This window comes from Flavobacterium sp. Arc2 (assembly GCF_041431385.1).
Classification (GTDB): domain Bacteria; phylum Bacteroidota; class Bacteroidia; order Flavobacteriales; family Flavobacteriaceae; genus Flavobacterium.
Genome location: NZ_JASMRH010000030.1, coordinates 1 through 21418 on the forward strand (window position 1 = coordinate 1; position 21418 = coordinate 21418).

Consider the following 21418-nt stretch of genomic DNA (forward strand, 5'->3'; position numbering starts at 1 on the left):
TTAAATGTCCTTTCTTTTGAAAAAATTATCCTATCTTTTTTCCTGAGAGTTGCATTAATTAATTGAATCTAGTATATAAAAGATGATTACTAGATTTCATTCCCTTAACCTCCATTTGATTTCCCACAGATTTTAATCCGTCAATAGCCTCTTCACTACCTAAACCTCGCAAAGTAATCTTTTCAATATTTTTAAGACTCACATCACTTTGCTCTTCTAAGCTAAATAGAATAGTCTCCTTTACGCCAGAATCTAATAAAAAGGTCAACTCAACGCCGTTGACATTTATGGGAATAAATACTAGGTTATTAATTAATTTAAAAGGAATACTTATTTTGTTAACCTCTTTTTCAAATCGAAATCCACCCTGAGCCGAAATACTAAGGGTAGATATGAAAAGAAAAAGTAAAAAGATCCATTTTTTCATAGAGTAACGTTTCCATAAAATTACTGAAAAAACTAAAGAATATTGCACATTTAACAATAAATAGGCTAGATAGTTTATTTAGTTCAAAAAAAAAATCGCAAATTTGCATTTCAACAATTATTACCATGCCAAAAATATCGAACAAGGGTACACAAATGCCTGAATCTCCAATACGTAAATTAGTTCCCTTCTCTGAAATTGCAAAGAAGAAAGGAAACAAAGTATATCATCTAAATATCGGACAACCTGATATAAAGACACCAGAGGTGGCTATGAATGCAGTAAAGAATTTTGATATCAAGGTATTAGAATACAGCCATTCAGCCGGTTTTGAAAGTTACAGAACTAAACTATCTCAATTCTATAAAAATCAAGGATTACCTATTGATTTTGAAGACATCATCATTACAACTGGTGGGTCTGAAGCATTGCTTTTTGCAATGGGAAGCACTATGGATCCTGGTGATGAAATTATCATCCCCGAACCATTTTATGCTAATTACAATGGTTTTTCTACTGCATCAGGAGTTAATGTAGTTCCAGTTATTTCATCAATTGACACTGGTTTTGCTCTTCCTCCAATTGCTGATTTTGAAAAACTAATTACGCCAAAAACAAAAGCAATCCTTATATGCAATCCAGGAAACCCAACAGGTTATTTGTATTCGAAAGAGGAAATGATGCAGCTTGCTGACTTAGTAAAAAAACACGATCTGTTCTTAATCGCTGATGAAGTTTATCGAGAATTCACTTATGACGGAGACATTCATTATTCTGTAATGAACATTCCTGGACTTGAAGAAAACGCTATCATGATTGACTCTGTTTCTAAAAGATACAGTATGTGCGGTGCAAGAATTGGTTGCATTGTCTCAAAAAACAAGGAATTAATGACTGCTGCAATGAAATTTGCACAAGCAAGATTAAGTCCGCCAACATTTGCTCAGGTAGCAAGTGAAGGAGCTCTTGATACTCCTCAAAGTTATTTTGATGAAGTAATCTCAGAGTATAGAGAACGTAGAGATACGCTTATCGCTGAACTTCATAAAATTGAAGGAGCAAAAGTAGCGACTCCAAAAGGAGCTTTCTACTGTATCGCTGAACTTCCTATTGAAAACGCAGATGATTTTGCAAGATGGCTTTTAGAAAGTTATGATCTTGACGGAGAAACAGTAATGGTTGCACCAGCAGCTGGATTCTACTCTACTCTTGGTGTAGGTCTAAACCAAGTTCGAATTGCTTATGTCTTACAAAAAGAAGAGTTAATTAGAGCAGTACAAATACTTAAAGAAGCAATTGTAGTTTATAACGCAAAGTAATTAGCACTGCAATTTGAAAACAGTGATACTATAATGCTATAAAAATAGCGATATAGCTCTCTTAATTAAAACAATACCCTACAACGGCAATAACCATTATAGTTATTGCCGTTTATTTTTAATACAAAACCGTAAAAATCGCTTTACCCAATCACTATGTTAAAGCAATCATTAATTATTAAAAGGGATAGAAATTCTTTAGTATTTATTAATTATCTTTACGGCTTAAATATATACACCCACTATAATAGTAGCTTTTAATGAAACATAATGAAGAAATTCATGACGAAATAGGAGATAATCATATTGGTTCATGCGCAACAAACCCTTTACGAGAAGACGCTTTTGATATTACTGATGACGAAAAAATAGAAAGCATAAAAAAAGATGTTGAAAGCATTCTACTCACACTAGGAATGGATTTAACAGATGACAGCATAAAAGGCACACCCAATCGTGTTGCTAAAATGTTTGTAAAAGAAATTTTTGGAGGATTGAATCCTGCTAGAAAACCAAAAGCATCTACATTCGACAACAATTACAAATATGGCGAAATGTTAGTTGAAAAAAACATTATCGTTTACTCCACTTGTGAGCACCACTTGTTACCGATTATAGGAAGAGCACATGTTGCCTATATCTCTAATGGAAATGTAATTGGACTGTCTAAAATGAACAGAATTGTTGAGTACTATTCTAAAAGACCACAGGTACAAGAGCGCTTGACGATGCAAATCGTTCAGGAATTACAAAATGCTTTAGGTACAAAAGACGTTGCCTGCGTTATTGATGCAAAACATCTTTGTGTGAATTCAAGAGGTATTAGTGATATCGAAAGTAGCACAGTTACTTCTGAATTTGGTGGAAAATTTAAAGACCCTCAAGCTCGTAGAGAATTTTTGGATTATATTAAGTTAGAAACAAAGTTCTAAAGTAATCTATATAGTCAATTACCCACAAACCATTAGCCCTGATTAAAGTGGAAATCCTTTTTATTTTTTCTTTAAAAATAAAAAGATTGAAACGGAAAGCAGGAAACAGCTCCTAAAAAAACAAACATGCCTTTATATACTACCCAGAAGTTAAAAATATACAATTCTCTTTCAGGAGAGAAAGAAACATTCGTACCTATTCATGAAGGCAGCATAGGTATGTATGTTTGCGGACCAACGGTTTACAGTAATGTACATCTTGGAAATGTGCGAACTTTTATGTCTTTTGACATTGTATTCAGATACTTACTGCATTTAGGCTATAAAGTCCGTTACGTACGTAACATTACTGATGTAGGACATATTGTGGACGATGCAGAAGATGGAGAGGACAAAATTGCAAAAAAAGCACGTTTAGAGCAGTTAGAGCCAATGGAAGTTGTGCAACGTTACACCGTTGACTTTCATGAAATTTTAAAGGCTTTTAATTTTTTGCCTCCAAGTATCGAGCCTACAGCTACAGGACATCTTATTGAGCAAATTGAGATTATAAAAACAATTATTGATAAAGGAATTGGATATGTAGCCAATGGCTCTGTCTATTTTGATGTCGTTAAATTCAATAAAACCAATCATTACGGTAGATTAAGCGGTCGCAATATTGAAGACATGCTTGCTAATACACGTGATCTTGATGGACAAACTGACAAAAGAAATCCACAGGATTTTGCACTTTGGAAAAAAGCCGAGCCGCAACATATTATGCGCTGGCCTTCTCCGTGGAGCGAAGGTTTCCCTGGTTGGCATTTAGAGTGTACAGCCATGAGTACAAAATACCTAGGGAATCATTTTGATATTCACGGTGGTGGAATGGATTTAAAATTCCCTCATCATGAATGTGAAATCGCACAAAACGAAGCTTGTACCGGCCAAACTCCAGTTAATTACTGGATGCACGCTAACATGCTGACTTTGAACGGTAAAAAAATGGCTAAATCTACCGGAAATAATATTTTACCAAGAGAGATTTTAACAGGAGAAAATTCTATACTAAGCAAAGCCTTTCCCGCTTCGGTAGCTCGATTCTTTATGCTACAAGCACATTATAGAAGTATCCTTGATTTTTCTGATGATGCTATTGTTGCAGCCGAAAAAGGGTATAAAAGACTAATGGAATCATTAGCTACTTTAAAACAAATAAATGCGAGTCCTAACAGCACGCTGGACATAGCTAGCTGGAAACAGTCATGCTACGATGCTATGAATGATGATTTTAATTCACCTATATTAATTGCCCAATTATTTGAAGGAGTTCGTTTTATCAATTTACTAAATGATAGTAAAGAAACCTTAAATGCGGTCGATTTAGAAAATTTGTCAACAACAATGAATGCTTTTGTATTTGATGTATTAGGACTAGAAGATGAAAAAATAGCAGACGGTAGCAACGATAAACTGGAAGCAGTTGTAAATATGCTTATAGGCATGAGAAATCAAGCCAGAGCAGATAAAAACTTTAACCTTTCTGACCAGATAAGAGATCAATTGATTGCTTATGGAATTCAATTGAAGGATGGCAAAGAAGGAACTACTTTCAGTGTTTAGCGAAGAAACTCAAATGCTAATTATCTAAATATGTTTTCGAAAATAATCATATTTCCATTTATTGTACTAGTTCGCTTTTATCAAGTCGTGCTATCACCTCTAACGCCCGCAACCTGTCGGTTTGAACCAACTTGTTCGACCTACATGGTAGAAGCATTGCAAGTCCACGGATTGTTTTACGGAGGATTTTTAGGTATTAAACGAATTTTAAGCTGTCATCCATGGGGCAAGACTGGTTATGATCCTGTTCCTAAAAAGAAGTGCAATCACCATCAAAATACATAAAGCTAAAATTGTAATTTATAATTCTTGACTGCCTCAAGAAAACAAGGCATATCTTCAATATACTATTGAAACTCAAAACAAAAAATGTATTTTTACATAAAATAAAAAATAATGACACACGCTTTAAACATAGTTTGGAACCCATCAGAAGGTATTGATTTAGGTTTTTTTATAATCCGTTTCTACAGCCTAATGTTTGTAATTGCATTTGGATTGGGTTGGTACATCATGAAAAACATCTATGACCGTGAAAATGAATCTATCGAAAAATTAGACTCACTTTTCATTTGGACTGTACTTGCAACATTGCTAGGAGCCCGTTTAGGTCACGTTCTCTTTTACGACTGGGAATACTTCCGCAATCATTTATTAGAAATATTCTTACCAATAAGAGAAAATATTAACGGTACTTTATTTGGATTTATTTCAGGATGGGAATTCACTGGATTTCAAGGATTAGCAAGTCATGGCGCAGCAATTTCGATAATAATAGCCATGTACTACTACAGCAAAAAAGTATTAAAAAGACCATTATTATGGATTTTAGACCGTGTGGTTATCGCTGTTGCGAGTGGTGCTATTTTTGTAAGATTAGGTAATTTTTTTAATTCTGAGATTATAGGAAAAGAGACTAGTTCCGCTTTTGGAATTAAGTTTATTCGTGATCAATTCAGTCCTAGAGATGCTGTAAGTGCAACTCAAATAGCAAATCCAAACGAGGCATATCATGCTATTGCAACTAACCCACAATTTGCCAATTTACTGGAACAAGTTCCGGCTAGACATCCAGCTCAGCTGTATGAAGCATTTTGTTATATTTTTGTTTTTGCGATATTGTTCTTATTGTATTGGAAAACAGATACAAGACAAAAATCAGGTTTCTTATTCGGTCTTTTTCTAGTATTATTATTTTCTGTACGTATTGTTGTTGAATTTGTAAAAGAAAGTCAAGGCGGATTTGAAAGTTCTTTAGGGTTACTTTCAACTGGACAATGGTTAAGTATTCCCTTTATACTTATTGGACTTTATTTTATTTTCACAGCTAAAAAACCCGTTAACATTTAATATTTGTCTTAAAATATAATCAGACATAACAAAAAAAAGCTTCCGTATTCGGAAGCTTTTTTTGTTTTATCTCTTTAGCGAAAAATGAGATTTAAACTCCTTAGAAATATTGTCTTCTGTGTATTCGACAACAAACCAATAATCATTTCCCGGCATTGGACGACCGTTATAAGTACCGTCCCAACCAATTCCGTTAGGCCTAATTTCTTTTAGTAATTTACCATAACGGTCAAATATGCGAATTCTAGAAGCAACATCCGCTTGCAGTTCAAATATATTCCATCTGTCATTATAGCCATCTGCATTAGGGGTAAAAAATTTAGGATAGCCAATAACTAAAATATTATCATTTCGGTATTCACTACAACCATTTACGTCTTTAACCGTAATAGCATGTGTTCCCACAGAAACCATTTTAAAAATAGCTTCTTCCTGCAATGGACCATCATCCATTTGATACAAATAATTGGCCCCCAATGGATCTGTGATGGTGACTATTTGATCGTCGGAAAATGCGTCAGTAACAGTCCAGCCCAAACTCAAAATTGCGTTTGATGGATTTACGGTGACGTTTATTATTTTAGCGGTTGGTGCACAGGCTTGACCTGGATTTGGAGTAAAATAATAAGCTCCACTATTTACATTATCAATGCTTGAGGGCGCCCAAGTTCCAACTATCCCATTAGGTGACATAGTATTCAAACTAGGCGGTACCTCACCGGAGCAAATTGAAAAATCGGTAAAATTAGGATCAACTGGTCCGACTGTAACAGCTAACGTTTTAGTTTTCGCACAAGGAAAAAGTCCGGGGTTTGGAGTGAAAACATAATTTGTTGTGCCCGCTGTTGCCGTATTTACTTTAGCCGGAGACCAAGTTCCCGGAATTGCAGGACTATCTTCAGAACTAGTAGATAAATTTATTGTTGTTTCATTAATACAATAGGATGTTGGAATTAACGTAAATGTAGGCGTTATTGTGGAACTACCACAGGCTACACTACAAGTTTTAGATGCTGGAGGAATACAAGGAAAACCAACAACAGAAGTTATTGTCACGGTAACGGATTGACCAGGCAATACACCAGGCACTGTCAGGCTTGAATTATTTGCATTACCTATAAATAATGGACCTCCTGCTATTGAATAAGAATAATTATAAGCATTAGAAGGATGGTATAAAATATTTGCCCAATCAAAATAAATTGAATTGGGAGAAGGGTAGGTACAATTGATAAACTGAATGGTATCATAGGTATCAGCAACCACATTCACCACGATTTCAGCTTTAGGACTCTCGACAGTGCCGTCGGATTGACTTACATAGTATGTCGTTTGACCGGGATTAGTTGTTGAAGGAGTAGGCGCTATTGAGCTTCCAGTACCCCCAGTTACATCAGTACCATACCAAATTAAAGTAGCACCAGTAGAAGCAGTAGCAGTTAAAGCAGTTGCGGTACTATTTTGACATAAATAGACTAGAGAAGTGACAGTAGGTGCTAGCGGAGCAAAATTCATATTCCCTGTAGCGGATTTATCTGCTGAAAACAACATCAAAGAATCCTTTCCTTTGTTATTTAAAGAAATATTAGACTCAAGCCTTAAAGTTTCATTTCTTGTATTTGCGAAAATAGCATTATGGAATAAAAATGCGATTAACAACAAATAAGCTAATGACCTGAACTTTTTTTTCATTATTCGTGAGTTTTAAATTTGAGCAAACGTAAAAAAAGCTCATTAAATCAATAGCCCGTAAATATATAAATTTACCTAGTGTAATAAACTAAAAAACAAGATATTGTTGACCTATTCAAGAATAGCAAACCAAAAAAAAAGTTCCGTACGCTTCATAAAACTTCGTTTAATGCGATAAACTCATCTTGAAATTAATACTAATAACTAACGGTCACAATTACTTAAAATAATTAAAATGGCACTTTTAAACCGAATTCTAAATTAACCGAATTAAAACCATTATTCAACGGCTGCAGTCCAGCATTAGAAAGATGGCCAAAATTAGGTCTAAACTCTAAAATAGAATTGTATATTTTCAACGAAAACCCTACACATAAAACACTGGAAAAAGCAAATCCCTTAGAAAGTCTTTCCGTCTCCGTATCGGTAATCATAGGCCCAGTGCTAGCCAACATAAAAACATTTAATCTTTCAGACAAAGGCTTAGAAACTATCAGTCCAAAATTTAAACTATAATTTTTAATATTTTTCAACTTGCCATATTCCAACCTTTTTTCTTGATAATTTGGAACATCTACCTTAACGTAATACAAATTTAAAAGCTGATGTTCCGCAAAATCAACTTGCGGTTGGACTAGAAATTCATATTTCATTTTTTCTGATTCCTTAATTACTGTACAAAACTGCAATTTAAAATAACGACTACTATAGTTATAGTCTTTATTTTTAATATCATTCCCAAAACCATAATATACCCCAAGTGACATACTATGCTTTACATCCTGCGCATGTACTGCAGAAAAAATAAGCAATAACAATAAAGCAAAGCGCATATTTGTAATCATGATCAGTCTTATTAAAAAAACATATCCTACCAGATAATGCTATTAAAAATAATCAATTTAAAATTGATTGAAACAAAAATTATAAACAAAAAAAAGGCCCAACTTGCGTTGGGCCTTTTTAAATATGTTAAGAACATCTTAGCTTTCTTGATGTTGTTTTTCAATTAATTTTTTATCTTCTCTAGAGATTGTATCTACCAATACTGGAGTTGCAATAAATAATGAAGAATAAGTTCCAACAACAATACCTATAAGCATTGCAAAGATAAATCCTCTAATAGATTCTCCACCAAAAACAAACATTATTGCCAATACACCAATCATCGTTAACGAAGTATTAATTGTTCTTGACATTGTTGAGTTTATTGATTTGTTTACAATTTCTGAAAAAGTACCTTTAGTATTACCATCTAAGAATTCACGAACCCTATCAAATACAATTACAGTATCATTCATAGAATATCCAATTACAGTAAGAATTGCAGCGATAAAATGTTGGTCAATTTCCATACCGAAAGGCATAAACTTGTAGCATAAAGAATAAATCCCCAATACAAATATAACATCATGCGCTACAGCTGCGATTGCACCTAAACCATATTGCCATTTTCTAAAACTTACTAGCAAATACAAGAATACAATTAGCATAGCTCCAAGAACCGCCCAGTATGCATTAGTTTTAATATCTTCAGCTACAGTAGGTCCTACTTTTGATGCTTGTACAACACCGTATTTTTTACCTGCGTATGCATTTACAAATTTATCATACGTTATATCTGCAGAAAAATGATTTTTTAAACTTTCAAACAATAGTTTATTTACCTCTTGATCAGCCTCTACACCGTGATCTTCAACTTTATATTTAGTTGTAATTTTCAATTGATTATCATTACCAAATATTTTAGCTTCAGCACTACCAAATACCTTGGTAAGCTCTTCTTTTACAGCTCCTGCTTCAACTGGTTTTTCAAAACGAACCTGAAATGTTCGTCCTCCAACGAAATCAACACCTTGATCCAGTTTATTTGTTGCTAATGAAACAACGCTCACAACAACTACAATTGCTGAAAACAAATAAGCCCATTTTTTAACTTTCAAGAAATCGAAATCGAAATTTGTAAAAAAGTTTTTAGAAAAATTAGTTACAAATGTTAAATCAGCTTTTTTACTAATGTTTTTATCAATGAAGATTCTTGCAATAAAGATTGAAGTAAACAATGATGTTACAATACCAATTAACAATGTAGTTGCAAAACCTTTTATTGGTCCTGAACCAAAAATAAATAATACAGCACCAATTAAGATGTGCGTAACGTTCGCATCTACAATAGAACGCATTGCACCTGTCCAACTATAAGAAGATTTTACTGCTTCATCTAGTGATTTCCCATCTCTTAATTCTTCTTTTGCTCTTTCATAAATAATGATATTAGCATCCACTGCTGTACCCATCGTCAAAACGATACCTGCAATACCAGGCAATGTAAGAACGGCACCTAAACTTGCTAAGATTCCAAAAAGGAACAGTAAGTTAACCGCTAATGCAATATTAGCATACCAACCTGCTTTACCGTAATAAACCATCATCCAAAGCGATACTAAAAGTAACCCTACTATTGCTGAATTTGTACCGTGATCGATAGCTTCTTGACCTAAGGATGGACCTACCACTTCTGACTGAACAATATCAGCAGATGCAGGAAGTTTACCCGCTCTCAATACATTTGCTAAATCTTTAGTTTGTGTAACATCAAAAGATCCTGAAATTTCAGATCTACCTCCAGCAATTGGCCCACTAGATACTCCTGGTGCTGAATAAACAATATCATCAAGAACAATAGCAATATTACTTTTTTGTGTATAGGCTCTTCCTGTTAATTCTTCCCAAGCTTTTGCACCTTGACCATTCATTTGCATAGAAACAGCTGGCTTTCCTAACTGATCAAAAGTATCTTTTGCATCAGTAACAACTCCACCACTCATTGCAGCTACGTTATCTCTATTTCCTTTTAATGCATATAATTCTACTGACTCAATATCTTTTCCTTTTGCATCTTGAATGATAGAAGGAATACCCCAAACAAATTTAACGTAACGTTGATCTGCAGTCAATAAATTTTTAACATCTTGTCTTTTAAAGTAACCATTTACTGTTGCTGTATCTTGTGGTGAGAAAAGACCTAAAACTGGTCCTCCACCTTGAGCGATAATTTTATCAAGTAAAGGGTTATTTCCTTTTTTAGTAGCCGATGAATCTTTACCATCTGCTAATAAAGCACTCAATGAATCTTTAACTACTGGCTTAGACTCTACTGTAGTAATTTCGGTTTTTTTCAATACCTCATTTGCAGCCATTAAGAAATTACCAATTTCATCAACTTTGTAAGTTTCCCAAAACTCTAATTGCGCAGTACTTTGCAGTAATTTTTTAATTCTGTCTACATCTTTAGCACCTGGAAGTTCAACAAGGATTTGTCCTGTCTCTCCTAATTTTTGAATATTAGGTTGAGTAACTCCAAATTTATCTATCCTTTTTCTTAGTACTCCAAAAGCACTTTCAACAGATTCATCAACTTTTCTTTTAATTACTTTTTGAACTTCAGAATCTGACATTTGAAAATCTACTCCACCTTCACCTTGCAAACTTCTGTTTGCAAAAATATCTGGAGAAGCTAATTTCACAGTTCCTTTTGAATTAGCTTCAAAAGCATCAAAAAACTTGTCTAGGTAAGGCTTATTACCTTGTACTTCTGCCGTAGCATCAGCCAAAGACTTATTGAAAACTGGGTTTTTAGAATTATTAGATAATCCTTTCAATATATCCTTAACAGAAATTTGAAGTATCACGTTGATACCTCCTTCTAAGTCAAGACCTTTGTTAATTTGCTTATCACTTACTTCATTGAAGGTGAATTTTGTAAACCCAAGGTTAAATACGCTTTCCTTACCTATGGAATCCAAATATTTTGTTTCTTTTTCAGAATTACCTGCAGCATAAGCTTTGGCATCATTTTTTACTTTGCTTGCGACAAAAGTGAAAGAAAGTTGGTAAATACTCACCAATGCAAATAGAATTGCGAAAAATTTAATAAGTCCTTTATTCTGCATTATTACTAAAAATTAATTATTTTATATTTATTTGTTTATTTTCAACTCTTATAAAAGAACCCCTGACTACGATTTCGCTTCTAAAAAAGAAAACCAAGAATTATATTATTTATTTTTAACCGAGCAAATATATAATTAACGTTAAGATTAACCAATTTATTTATTAATTAATCTCAAAAAAAAGACTGCTAAAGTGCAGTCTTCTTTATTATATAAGGTATTGATTAACCTAAAATTGATTTAAGTGCATCGTTCATTGCTCGAACGGCCACTGCGCTTTTAGCAAACACGGCCTTCTCTTTATCATTTAGCTCAATCTCAATAATTTCTTCAACACCATTTTTACCTATTATACAAGGTACACCGATACAAATATCGTTTTGCTCGTACTCCCCTTCAACAAAAACAGAACAAGCAATCATTTTCTTTTGGTCATTCAAAATACTATCCACCAAATAAGCAACTGATGCTCCTGGCGCATACCAAGCTGATGTTCCTAAAAGACCTGTAAGCGTTGCTCCACCAACCATAGTATCAGCAGCTACTTTCTCTAAAGCCTCCTCTGAAAGAAACTGAGATACTGGAATACCATTATAAGACGCTAAACGTGTCAAAGGAATCATCGTAGTATCACCATGTCCTCCAATAACCATAGCCGAAATATCATTAGCTGGTTTACCCAAAGCCATTGACAAGTATGTTCTAAAACGTGAGCTATCAAGAGCTCCACCCATTCCTATAATTCTATTTTTTGGTAACCCAGTAGATTTAAGAGCTAGATATGTCATGGTATCCATTGGGTTTGAAACCACTACTATAATAGCATTTGGTGAATGAACCAATACATTTTCCACAACCGTTTTTACGATTCCTGCATTAATTCCTATCAATTCTTCGCGAGTCATTCCTGGTTTTCTAGGAATCCCTGAAGTAATAACTACCACACTACTATCAGCAGTTTTAGAATAATCATTAGTAACACCCGAAACTCTAGTGTTAAACCCTGTATTTGTAGCACATTGCATAATATCTAACGCTTTCCCTTCGGCAAAACCTTCTTTAATATCTAACAATACTACTTCACTTGCAATTCCTCTATAAGAAATTACGTCTGCACAAGTTGCTCCTACATTTCCTGCTCCTACAATAGTAACTTTCATCTTTATATATGTATTTCTGGTTAGTTAGTTGATTCGTATATTTTTATTATGCGTCAATATTAGCATAAACAGCATTTTTTTCAATAAATTCTCTTCTTGGTGGTACTTCATCTCCCATCAACATAGAGAAAACTCTGTCCGCTTCAGCTAAACTATCAATAGTTACCTGACGTAAGGTTCTGAAACTCGGATCCATTGTAGTTTCCCACAATTGCTCTGCATTCATTTCCCCAAGACCTTTATAACGCTGAATACCTGCGCTTCCACCCATTCTTTCATTGGCTTGATCTCTCTGTGCATCATTCCAAGCATATTCTTTCTTATTTCCTTTTTTAACTAAATATAAAGGTGGTGCAGCTATATAAACATGCCCTTCTTCAATTAGTTCCTTCATAAATCTAAAAAAGAATGTAAGTATTAAAGTAGAAATGTGGCTACCATCGACATCGGCATCACACATAATAATTACTTTATGGTAACGCAACTTAGAAATATTCAATGCTTTACTATCCTCTTCAGTACCAACAGTAACTCCTAGTGCTGTAAAAATATTTCTAATCTCTTCGTTTTCAAAAACTTTGTGATGCATTGCTTTCTCCACATTCAAAATCTTACCACGTAATGGCAAAATAGCTTGAAAAGCTCGGTCACGACCTTGTTTAGCCGTTCCCCCTGCCGAATCTCCCTCGACAAGATACACTTCACATTTTGCAGGATCTTGCTCTGAACAATCAGAAAGTTTACCTGGCAATCCACCGCCACCCATTACGGTTTTACGCTGAACCATTTCACGTGCTTTCTTAGCCGCATGACGTGCTTGTGCTGCAAGAATTACCTTTTGAACAATGATTCGAGCATCATTTGGATTTTCTTCCAAATAATTTTCTATCATTTCACTTACCGCTTGACTTACAGGAGAAACAACTTCTCTATTTCCAAGTTTCGTTTTAGTTTGTCCTTCAAATTGTGGTTCCGCAACTTTTACAGATATAATAGCTGTAAGTCCCTCACGGAAATCATCCCCAGAGATGTCAAATTTTAATTTGTCCAACATTCCCGAAGCATCTGCATATTTCTTAAGAGATCTAGTTAAACCAGTTCTAAAACCTTGTAAGTGCGTTCCTCCTTCGTGTGTATTGATATTATTTACATAAGAAAAGATATTCTCTGTGTAACTTGTATTATATATCAAGGCTACCTCAACTGGAATTTCCCCTTTTTCATGGTCCATAGAGATTACGTGCGCAATAATAGGCTCACGATTCCCGTCTAAATAACGTATGTATTCTTTTAAACCTTCATCAGAATGAAAAACTTCAGAAACAAAATTCCCGTCTTTATCTAATTCTCTTTTATCCGTAAATGTAATTGTGATTCCTTTATTAAGGTATGACAATTCACGCATACGAGCTGATAAAGTATCGTATGCAAACTCAGTTGTTTGAGTAAAAATAGTTTCATCAGGATAAAAAGTAACGATTGTTCCTCTTTTCGTTGTTTCTCCAATTTGTTTTACTGGATAAAGCGCTTTTCCTTTTTCATATTCTTGTTGATACACTTTTCCGTCACTACTATGAACAGTTGCTGTAAGATGATTTGATAGTGCATTTACTACCGAAACCCCTACACCGTGCAGTCCACCAGAAACTTTATAAGAGTCTTTATCAAACTTACCTCCAGCACCAATTTTAGTCATTACAACCTCTAATGCCGAAACTCCTTCTTTTTTATGAATCCCTACCGGAATACCACGACCATTATCTTCAACAGTAATCGAACCATCTTCGTTAATATCAACGCTAATGGTATCACAATAACCACCCATCGCTTCATCGATAGAGTTATCCACTACCTCATAAACTAAATGATGAAGTCCTCGAACCCCCACATCTCCAATATACATCGACGGACGCATTCTTACATGCTCCATTCCTTCTAATGCCTGAATACTATCTGCTGAATAATTGTCCTTCTTGATTTCTTCGCTCATATGATTTATTCTAATAATGTAATTTCGTCTAACACGCAAATATATAAAAATGTAAACTATATAACCGTTAAAATAGCGTTTTAAGATGTTAAGTTATTAACATCTTATTGATTTTTTCGCATAAAAAAACGCTCTCCAAATAGAGAACGTTCTTCTTTTTCATCAAACTTCATTTTTTTCTAAACATTTACGCCAGCCTTAGCAATTTCAGTATCTGCCTTTACGTGTGCCGAATTTGCTCTTCCACTTGGGTCTTGATTTTCCTGCCATTTCGGAATCCATTTTCTAACCGTTTGTGCCGCACTAACTTGCGGATAGTGTTTGTGAAAAATAGATCGGTAAAAATAGGCCTCTTTCGTAACTGGCGAATTGTATGGAAATTCCGCAATCGCTCCAGATAACTGTTCGTCGGTAACTTGAGAAGCACAATACTCTATCAATTGGTCTATCCAGTTGTAACCTACCCCATCAGAAAACTGTTCTTTTTGTCTCCATAACACCTCTGCAGGTAAATACGGATCTTCTGGAGTATCAAATGCTTTTCTTAATATGTATTTTTCTTTGCCATCATATGTTTTAGGCTGCTTCTCTTCTGGTTTAATACGCATTGCCACTTCCAAAAATGCCTTGTCCAAAAACGGTACTCTTGCTTCCAGTCCGTGAGCCATCGTAGATTTGTCAGCCCTTAATAAATCAGCCGTGAATAATTTCTGCACTCTTTCAATGGTTTCTTTTTGGAATTCTACCGCAGAAGGCGCACTTCTAAAGTACAAATAACCGCCAAAAATCTCATCAGCTCCTTCACCTGACAACACTACTTTTACTCCTGAATCACTAATTGCTTTTGACAAAAAATACATGGGCGTACTGGCTCTTATTGATGTCAAATCATAAGTTTCCAAATGCCAAATTAATTTATCCAAGATTTTTATACCGTCTTCAACTGTAAAATAAATTTCATGATGCTCAGTACCTAAAAAATCAGCTACTTTTCTTGCCGCTAAAACATCCGGAGCATCTGCATCTAATCCTATCGAAAATGAATGTAGTTTTTTCCCTTCCTCTGCCAACAATCTCGAAGCAATTGCAGACGTTAATGACGAATCCAAACCTCCTGACAACAAAACTCCGATAGGCACATCACTCATTAAACGCTTGCGAGTAGCCTCCGTCAAAGTAGTCCGAATTAATTCTAAGTCTAAGTTTTGATCAGCCTTTTCATAATCTTCGTATACTGGTCTATAATATTTAACAAAACCTGTTTTTTGCGTATAATAATGTCCTGGAGGAAAAGTAGAAAATGTTTTACATTGATCAGCGATAGATTTCATTTCTGAAGTGAAATAAATCCTACCTCTTTCATCTAAACCGTAATACAATGGCTTTACTCCTAACGGATCTCGAGCGGCGATAAAATCATCTCCGTTTATCACAACAAAAGCAAAATCACCATCTATCTTATTACAAAAATCATAACCAAATTCCTCGTATAAATGAACAATCACCTCCGAATCTGATTTTGTTCTAAAAGCGTGCTCTTTCAGAATACCATCTCTTAGTGCTTGATGATTGTAGACCTCACCATTATGAACTACATAAGCAGTGCTACTCCCTTGAATAGGCTGTTTACCTGAATGCAAATCGATGATCGACAAACGTTCATGACTTAAAATATGTCCGTTTTCCATAACGTGTAAATCACTTTCGTCAGGGCCACGGTGTGACATACTTTTTGAAAGCTTTTTTACCAGTTCCTCATCTTTTCCTTTTCCTATAATGGCCAGTATTCCACACATAATTCTACTATTTTCTTTGTTTTGATAAATCAAAGATGCGTTAGCGGTTATAAATACAAAACACAAGCAAGATATTTAGTTATACTTGAAAACCAAAAACAAGCAAATACAATAAAAATGAAATTAAAATAGACATAATCTAAAGGATTAGACTACAAATTGTAAAAGCTACTTTTAAGAAGTTTGTTTATTTGACTTTTACTCCTTTTAAATAGGTATTTGAAGGCTTCATTCTCAGAATTTCACTTTCTCGGATTGTCATAATATCTTTATTATACAAAACAAAGTCGGCCCATTTACCCACTTCAAGACTTCCTTTTTCTTTTTCTTCGAAATTAGAATAAGCAGCCCAAATAGTCATCCCTTTTAAGGTTTCCTCTCTCGTCAATGCATTTTCCATCTGGAAACCATCTCTAGGATACCCTTTACTATCTTTTCTAGCAACTGCCGCATGAAAAGTCAACATCGGATTCACTTCTTCGACAGGAAAATCAGTACCAAGGGCGATAACGCCCGCTTTTTTAAGTAATTTTTTATAAGCATAAGCATTTTTCAAACGCTCTTTTCCTAATCTTTGTCCTGCCCAGTACATATCTGAAGTAGCGTGCGTGGGCTGAACAGAAGGAATAATCCCCATTTTAAAATAATCAAAATCAGCCTCTTGTATTACTTGTGCGTGCTCAATTTTCCAGCGCCTGTCTTTTTTACCTTCTAAAGCGGCTTTATACACTTTCAATATTACTGTATTTGCAGAATCTCCAATTGCATGCGTATTTAGCTGAAAAGAAGAAGCTGCGATTCTATTTGCAATCACTTTCATATCCGTAATTGGAGTAATTAATGCACCATATTGTTCCGGACTGTCTGAATACGGTTTATGCAAGCAGGCGCCACGAGAACCTAGAGCACCGTCACCATACATCTTAAAAGAGCGAACATCAAGGTTATCCGTTTTGTAAATACCTTTTTTTAGATACAAATCCATGTTTTTTTGATTAACCGTAATCATTGCGTAGACATTAAGCTTCATCGCCTTTGCCTTTTGCAAGCTGTCCATTAAATCAATAACTTGAGGATCTAAACCAGCATCATTTACCGTAGTCAATCCATATTCGAACATTATTTTTTCAGCCTCCAACAATGCTGCTATTTGTGTTTTTCTGCTTGGTTTCGGAATTATATTAAAGACCAACTCCATTGGGTTATCAATTAAAATACCTGTTGGCTCTCCATTCACAATTTCTATCTGTCCGCCAATTGCTTTTGTGTCTTTTGTAATATTTGCTAATGCCAATACTTTACTGTTCACAACAATCGCGTGACCATCAACTCTATTTAGCACTACGGGAGTATTTGGAAAATACTTGTCTAAAATGGCTTTGGAAGGAAATTCTTTAACTTCCCAATCGTTTTGGTCCCAACCATTTCCAACAATAAATTTAAGGTTTTTCTTTTTTTGAAATGCCTGAATTCGACTTATCACTTCATTCATACTTTTAGTCCCCCTTAAATCGACCTCCTGCAGACTAAGTCCGTAGCCGTAAAAATGACAGTGCGCATCAATTAAACCTGGATAGATAAATCCTCCCTTAGCATCTATAGTATTATCAGACTTATACTTATTGCGTATCTCACCATTTGTACCTATGGCAACTATTTTACCATCATTGATAGCCATTGCCGAAGCAGTATCAAAAGAGTCGTTTACAGTATATATAGTGGCATCACTAATTATTGAATCTACAACGGTTTTGTCCTTTTTTAAACAAGAAACAAGAGTGAACAAAGTAAGAATTAAAATATAGCGTTTCATATTGTGCGGTTTAGATACGCTAATATAAAAAAGAAGAGCAAATAAAAAACAACAACTCCCTATTATTTTCGTAGCACCTAGTCCTAAAACTTCATTTTTTACTTCAATATATTTACACCAGTCTAAACATTCAAGAAAAACCAACCCTAAAAAAGACAATTGACCAATCCCGCCATATACTGGTTCAAACAAAAAAACGCTCTCATAAATGAGAACGTTTCCTTAACTAATTATAAATAAACTTTAATTTACGCTTTTGAATAAGCATCAGAATGCACATTAGCAACTGCTCTTCCAGAAGGATCATTCATGTTTTTGAAAGCTTCATCCCATTCCAATGCGATTTTTGTACTACAAGCCACGCTAGCTTCCTGCGGCACGCATAAGGCTGCAGCATCACTTGGAAAATGTTCATGAAAAATAGAACGGTAGTAATATTCCTCTTTAGATGTAGGTGTTTGTAATGGGAAACGGAATTTAGCATTTGCTAATTGCTCATCAGTTACCTCAACAGCTACTACTTCTTTTAATTTATCAATCCAACCATATCCTACTCCATCACTAAACTGTTCTTTTTGTCTCCAAGCAACACTTGGCGGCAACATATCTTCAAAAGCTTTACGAACTACCCATTTTTCCATTGGGTGTTCTTTGTTGATCATTTTGTCTTGTGGGTTGGTTCGCATCGCTACATCCATAAACTCTTTGTCTAAGAATGGAACACGTCCTTCAATTCCCCAAGCCGCTAAACTTTTATTCGCTCTTAAACAATCGTACATGTGTAATTTTCCTAATTTACGTACGTTTTCTTCATGGAATTCCTGTGCGTTTGGCGCTTTGTGGAAATATAAATATCCTCCAAATAACTCATCAGCACCTTCACCAGACAGTACCATTTTGATACCCATTGATTTAATTACTCTTGCCATTAACCACATTGGAGTTGATGCTCTAATAGTAGTTACGTCATATGTTTCTAAGTTATAAATTACGTCTTTAATCGCATCTAAACCTTCTTGAATTGTAAATTTAATTTCGTGGTGAATCGTTCCAATATGATCTGCTACAATTTGAGCTGCAGCTAAATCTGGCGAACCTTCAAGTCCTACAGAGAAAGAGTGCAATTGCGGGTACCAAGCATCAGCAGTATCTCCTGACTCAATACGTTTTTGAGCATATTTTTTGGCTACAGCCGAAGTAATAGACGAATCCAGTCCTCCAGAAAGTAATACTCCATAAGGTACATCACTCATCAATTGTCTGTGAACCGCAGCTTCTAATGCTACTTTAATATCTTCGATTTTTGTTTCGTTGTCTTTTACCGCATCAAATTCAGTCCAGTCTCTTTTGTACCATTGAACAAATTCACCATCCTTACTAGTCATGTAATGTCCCGGAGGAAACAACTGTATTTTTGTACAATATCCTTCTAATGCTTTCAACTCTGAAGCTACATAAAAAGTTCCATGTTGATCCCAGCCAATGTACAATGGAATAATTCCCATATGATCACGTGCGATAAAATACTCATCTTTATCTACATCATAAATAGCAAATCCAAAAATCCCGTTCATTTCATCAACAAAATGAGGTCCTTTTTCTTTGTAAAGCGCTAGAATAACTTCACAGTCACTTTCTGTTTGAAAGTTGTATTTACCTTCAAATTGTTTACGTAATTCTCTGTGGTTGTAAATTTCACCATTAGCAGCCAAAATCAATTTTCCATCCTCACTTAACAACGGTTGCTTTCCTGAAGCTGGATCTACAATTGCCAAACGCTCATGAGACATGATTGCTTTTTCATCACTGTAAATTCCGCTCCAGTCTGGTCCACGATGACGAATGATTTTAGACATTTCTAACACTTGCGGTCTTAAAACTTCCGCTTTTTGTTTTAGATCAAAGGCACATACTATTCCACACATAACTATATATTTTAAACTGTTTTATTTATTTTGATAAGACAAAGATGCAATTACAGTTACAATTACAAAACACAAACAACCTATTTGATTATAAATATAAACCATATATGTAAATTATATGTGAAATTGTAACTAAAAGAAGTGTAAGAATAGTTTTCAAGTTGAAAATAGCAATTTCATAATGTCTTCTATAATCATATGAGCATCTAAGAGGAGCAACTGCAGTGAATATTATGCAATCTCTTCTATCAAATACTTCGTTCCATTAATTTCGAATGTAAATCCAACTGTATTCCCCATCAATTTATTTCCCAATGGTGATTGTGGAGACAAGGCGATAACATTAACTCCTTCAATATTTATTTTAGGTAATGCGAGACTAAGGTATAAGTATATTCCGTTTGCTTTCACTAAACTCCCTACGACTATGGTTCCGGCAACTTTAGAAGAGTCAATTTTATCCAAGACTGCTTTCTGCGTAACGACTTCTCGTAGTTTATTATTCAGTTTTTCCTGCTCAAGATGCATCATGGATAGTGCTGTTTCATGCTTGTCTCCAGCAGACCCTTTAGCATCATTTTTTGAATCTTCGGTCAGTGCCGCTATCATATCTCTAAAAACATCAATTCTGTCCTGAACGAGTTGTAAGTAATACTGATATATCTTTTCTTTAAAAGTCATGTTTTTTCATTTTAGAAGACAACAAGCAAAAATCAATAAACCCTTAAAGCTTGCTCTACGCGACCAAAGTTAGAGTAATATTCTAAAAATGCCTCATCTTTTTTAAAACCTATTTTAATTTATTTTCAAAATTTTAACATGAATTATTATCTTTATAAAAACACAATTGATAATTTTAACATTCTAATCATTTAATATACACTATGAAAAAATCGACAGTAGTAGCCACATTAGCTTTTGCTTTTACAATGCTTTTATCTTCAAATGCAAATGCTCAAAAATTTCCTGATCTAGATAAAAGTCCTATGGATGCGGCTTCATATCCTAACGATTATAAGAATGCTGACAAACTTGCAAAAGTAATCTATAGCAGACCGCAACTAAAAGGACGCAGTATTAACGAACTTGCTCCAGCAGGTAAAGTATGGAGAACAGGTGCAAATGAAGCAACAGAAATCACGCTTTACAAAGACATGAAATTAGGAGAAAATAAAGTTAAGGCAGGTACTTATACTTTATATGCTATTCCAGAAAAAGACAGCTACACTATAATTATCAATAAAGACTTGAATGTTTGGGGTTCCTACTCCTACAAAGAAGCCAATGATGTTGCTCGATTAAAAGTTCCCGTAACTGAGGGCGCTGATTCATTAGAGTCTTTTTCTATGGTTTTCACCAAAGCAGATAAAGGTATCATTCTAAACTTAGGATGGGATAAAGTTAGAGTTGCAGTTCCATTTACTGAATAACACTATTTTTAGAATATACAAAAAAT

Annotated in this window: 16 protein-coding genes; 6 read left to right on the forward strand and 10 right to left on the reverse strand. The window is 34.7% G+C overall.

Translation table 11 applies throughout. The features are described 5' to 3' along the window. Positions 1–58: 58 nt before the first annotated feature. Positions 59–427: a hypothetical protein gene (locus QO182_RS16865; protein ID WP_371562944.1), complete on the reverse strand. Its 369-nt coding sequence runs from the start codon at positions 425–427 to the stop codon at positions 59–61. Between the two features lie 125 nt (positions 428–552). On the opposite strand from QO182_RS16865, the gene QO182_RS16870 reads away from it, so the two are divergent. The 5 genes from QO182_RS16870 (at position 553) to lgt (ending at position 5633) form a co-directional block, all read left to right on the forward strand. Then, positions 553–1746, forward strand: coding sequence for a pyridoxal phosphate-dependent aminotransferase (locus QO182_RS16870; RefSeq protein ID WP_371562945.1), 1194 nt, complete (start codon positions 553–555; stop codon positions 1744–1746). Between the two features lie 260 nt (positions 1747–2006). After that, entirely contained in the window at positions 2007–2678 is a 672-nt protein-coding gene (gene folE / locus QO182_RS16875; protein WP_371538980.1) for a GTP cyclohydrolase I FolE, read from the forward strand. Between the two features lie 126 nt (positions 2679–2804). Next, positions 2805–4283, forward strand: a complete 1479-nt coding sequence (cysS, locus tag QO182_RS16880) for a cysteine--tRNA ligase (protein ID WP_371562948.1) — start codon at positions 2805–2807, stop codon at positions 4281–4283. Between the two features lie 30 nt (positions 4284–4313). Further along, the gene (yidD, locus tag QO182_RS16885; RefSeq protein ID WP_371562950.1) at positions 4314–4568 is read left to right on the forward strand and encodes a membrane protein insertion efficiency factor YidD; all 255 of its coding nucleotides are present in this window, start codon (positions 4314–4316) and stop codon (positions 4566–4568) included. A gap of 111 nt (positions 4569–4679) precedes the next feature. Beyond that, positions 4680–5633: a prolipoprotein diacylglyceryl transferase gene (gene lgt, locus QO182_RS16890; RefSeq protein ID WP_371562953.1), complete on the forward strand. Its 954-nt coding sequence runs from the start codon at positions 4680–4682 to the stop codon at positions 5631–5633. 66 nt (positions 5634–5699) lie between these two features. On the opposite strand, the gene QO182_RS16895 is transcribed toward lgt, so the two are convergent. The 9 genes from QO182_RS16895 to QO182_RS16935 all read right to left on the reverse strand — a co-directional run bounded on the left by QO182_RS16895 (position 5700) and on the right by QO182_RS16935 (position 20643). Beyond that, the gene (locus QO182_RS16895; protein ID WP_371562956.1) at positions 5700–7325 is read right to left on the reverse strand and encodes a T9SS type B sorting domain-containing protein; all 1626 of its coding nucleotides are present in this window, start codon (positions 7323–7325) and stop codon (positions 5700–5702) included. Between the two features lie 230 nt (positions 7326–7555). Next, positions 7556–8170, reverse strand: a complete 615-nt coding sequence (locus QO182_RS16900; RefSeq protein ID WP_371562958.1) for an acyloxyacyl hydrolase — start codon at positions 8168–8170, stop codon at positions 7556–7558. Between the two features lie 138 nt (positions 8171–8308). After that, a complete protein-coding gene (gene secDF / locus QO182_RS16905; protein ID WP_371562959.1) occupies positions 8309–11278 on the reverse strand; it encodes a protein translocase subunit SecDF in 2970 nt (989 codons plus the stop codon). Between the two features lie 224 nt (positions 11279–11502). Continuing rightward, entirely contained in the window at positions 11503–12438 is a 936-nt protein-coding gene (gene mdh / locus QO182_RS16910) for a malate dehydrogenase (protein WP_371562961.1), read from the reverse strand. 46 nt (positions 12439–12484) lie between these two features. Continuing rightward, positions 12485–14428, reverse strand: a complete 1944-nt coding sequence (gene gyrB, locus QO182_RS16915) for a DNA topoisomerase (ATP-hydrolyzing) subunit B (protein ID WP_371562963.1) — start codon at positions 14426–14428, stop codon at positions 12485–12487. Between the two features lie 179 nt (positions 14429–14607). Next, entirely contained in the window at positions 14608–16224 is a 1617-nt protein-coding gene (gene asnB / locus QO182_RS16920; RefSeq protein WP_371562965.1) for an asparagine synthase B, read from the reverse strand. Between the two features lie 187 nt (positions 16225–16411). Further along, positions 16412–18037: an amidohydrolase gene (locus QO182_RS16925; protein WP_371562967.1), complete on the reverse strand. Its 1626-nt coding sequence runs from the start codon at positions 18035–18037 to the stop codon at positions 16412–16414. A gap of 248 nt (positions 18038–18285) precedes the next feature. Then, positions 18286–19962, reverse strand: a complete 1677-nt coding sequence (gene asnB, locus QO182_RS16930; RefSeq protein WP_371562969.1) for an asparagine synthase B — start codon at positions 19960–19962, stop codon at positions 18286–18288. 231 nt (positions 19963–20193) lie between these two features. Then, entirely contained in the window at positions 20194–20643 is a 450-nt protein-coding gene (locus QO182_RS16935; RefSeq protein WP_371538959.1) for a hypothetical protein, read from the reverse strand. 203 nt (positions 20644–20846) lie between these two features. Between QO182_RS16935 and QO182_RS16940 the strand changes: the two genes are divergently transcribed. Then, a complete protein-coding gene (locus QO182_RS16940; protein WP_371538956.1) occupies positions 20847–21392 on the forward strand; it encodes a DUF2911 domain-containing protein in 546 nt (181 codons plus the stop codon). Positions 21393–21418: the final 26 nt, after the last annotated feature.

Coding starts and splice junctions, on each gene's coding strand:
- QO182_RS16865 (WP_371562944.1), bottom strand. CDS start 427: ATGAAAAAATGGATCTTTTTACTTTTTCTTTTCATATCTACCCTTAGT.
- QO182_RS16870 (WP_371562945.1), top strand. CDS start 553: ATGCCAAAAATATCGAACAAGGGTACACAAATGCCTGAATCTCCAATA.
- folE (WP_371538980.1), top strand. CDS start 2,007: ATGAAACATAATGAAGAAATTCATGACGAAATAGGAGATAATCATATT.
- cysS (WP_371562948.1), top strand. CDS start 2,805: ATGCCTTTATATACTACCCAGAAGTTAAAAATATACAATTCTCTTTCA.
- yidD (WP_371562950.1), top strand. CDS start 4,314: ATGTTTTCGAAAATAATCATATTTCCATTTATTGTACTAGTTCGCTTT.
- lgt (WP_371562953.1), top strand. CDS start 4,680: ATGACACACGCTTTAAACATAGTTTGGAACCCATCAGAAGGTATTGAT.
- QO182_RS16895 (WP_371562956.1), bottom strand. CDS start 7,325: ATGAAAAAAAAGTTCAGGTCATTAGCTTATTTGTTGTTAATCGCATTT.
- QO182_RS16900 (WP_371562958.1), bottom strand. CDS start 8,170: ATGATTACAAATATGCGCTTTGCTTTATTGTTATTGCTTATTTTTTCT.
- secDF (WP_371562959.1), bottom strand. CDS start 11,278: ATGCAGAATAAAGGACTTATTAAATTTTTCGCAATTCTATTTGCATTG.
- mdh (WP_371562961.1), bottom strand. CDS start 12,438: ATGAAAGTTACTATTGTAGGAGCAGGAAATGTAGGAGCAACTTGTGCA.
- gyrB (WP_371562963.1), bottom strand. CDS start 14,428: ATGAGCGAAGAAATCAAGAAGGACAATTATTCAGCAGATAGTATTCAG.
- asnB (WP_371562965.1), bottom strand. CDS start 16,224: ATGTGTGGAATACTGGCCATTATAGGAAAAGGAAAAGATGAGGAACTG.
- QO182_RS16925 (WP_371562967.1), bottom strand. CDS start 18,037: ATGAAACGCTATATTTTAATTCTTACTTTGTTCACTCTTGTTTCTTGT.
- asnB (WP_371562969.1), bottom strand. CDS start 19,962: ATGTGTGGAATAGTATGTGCCTTTGATCTAAAACAAAAAGCGGAAGTT.
- QO182_RS16935 (WP_371538959.1), bottom strand. CDS start 20,643: ATGACTTTTAAAGAAAAGATATATCAGTATTACTTACAACTCGTTCAG.
- QO182_RS16940 (WP_371538956.1), top strand. CDS start 20,847: ATGAAAAAATCGACAGTAGTAGCCACATTAGCTTTTGCTTTTACAATG.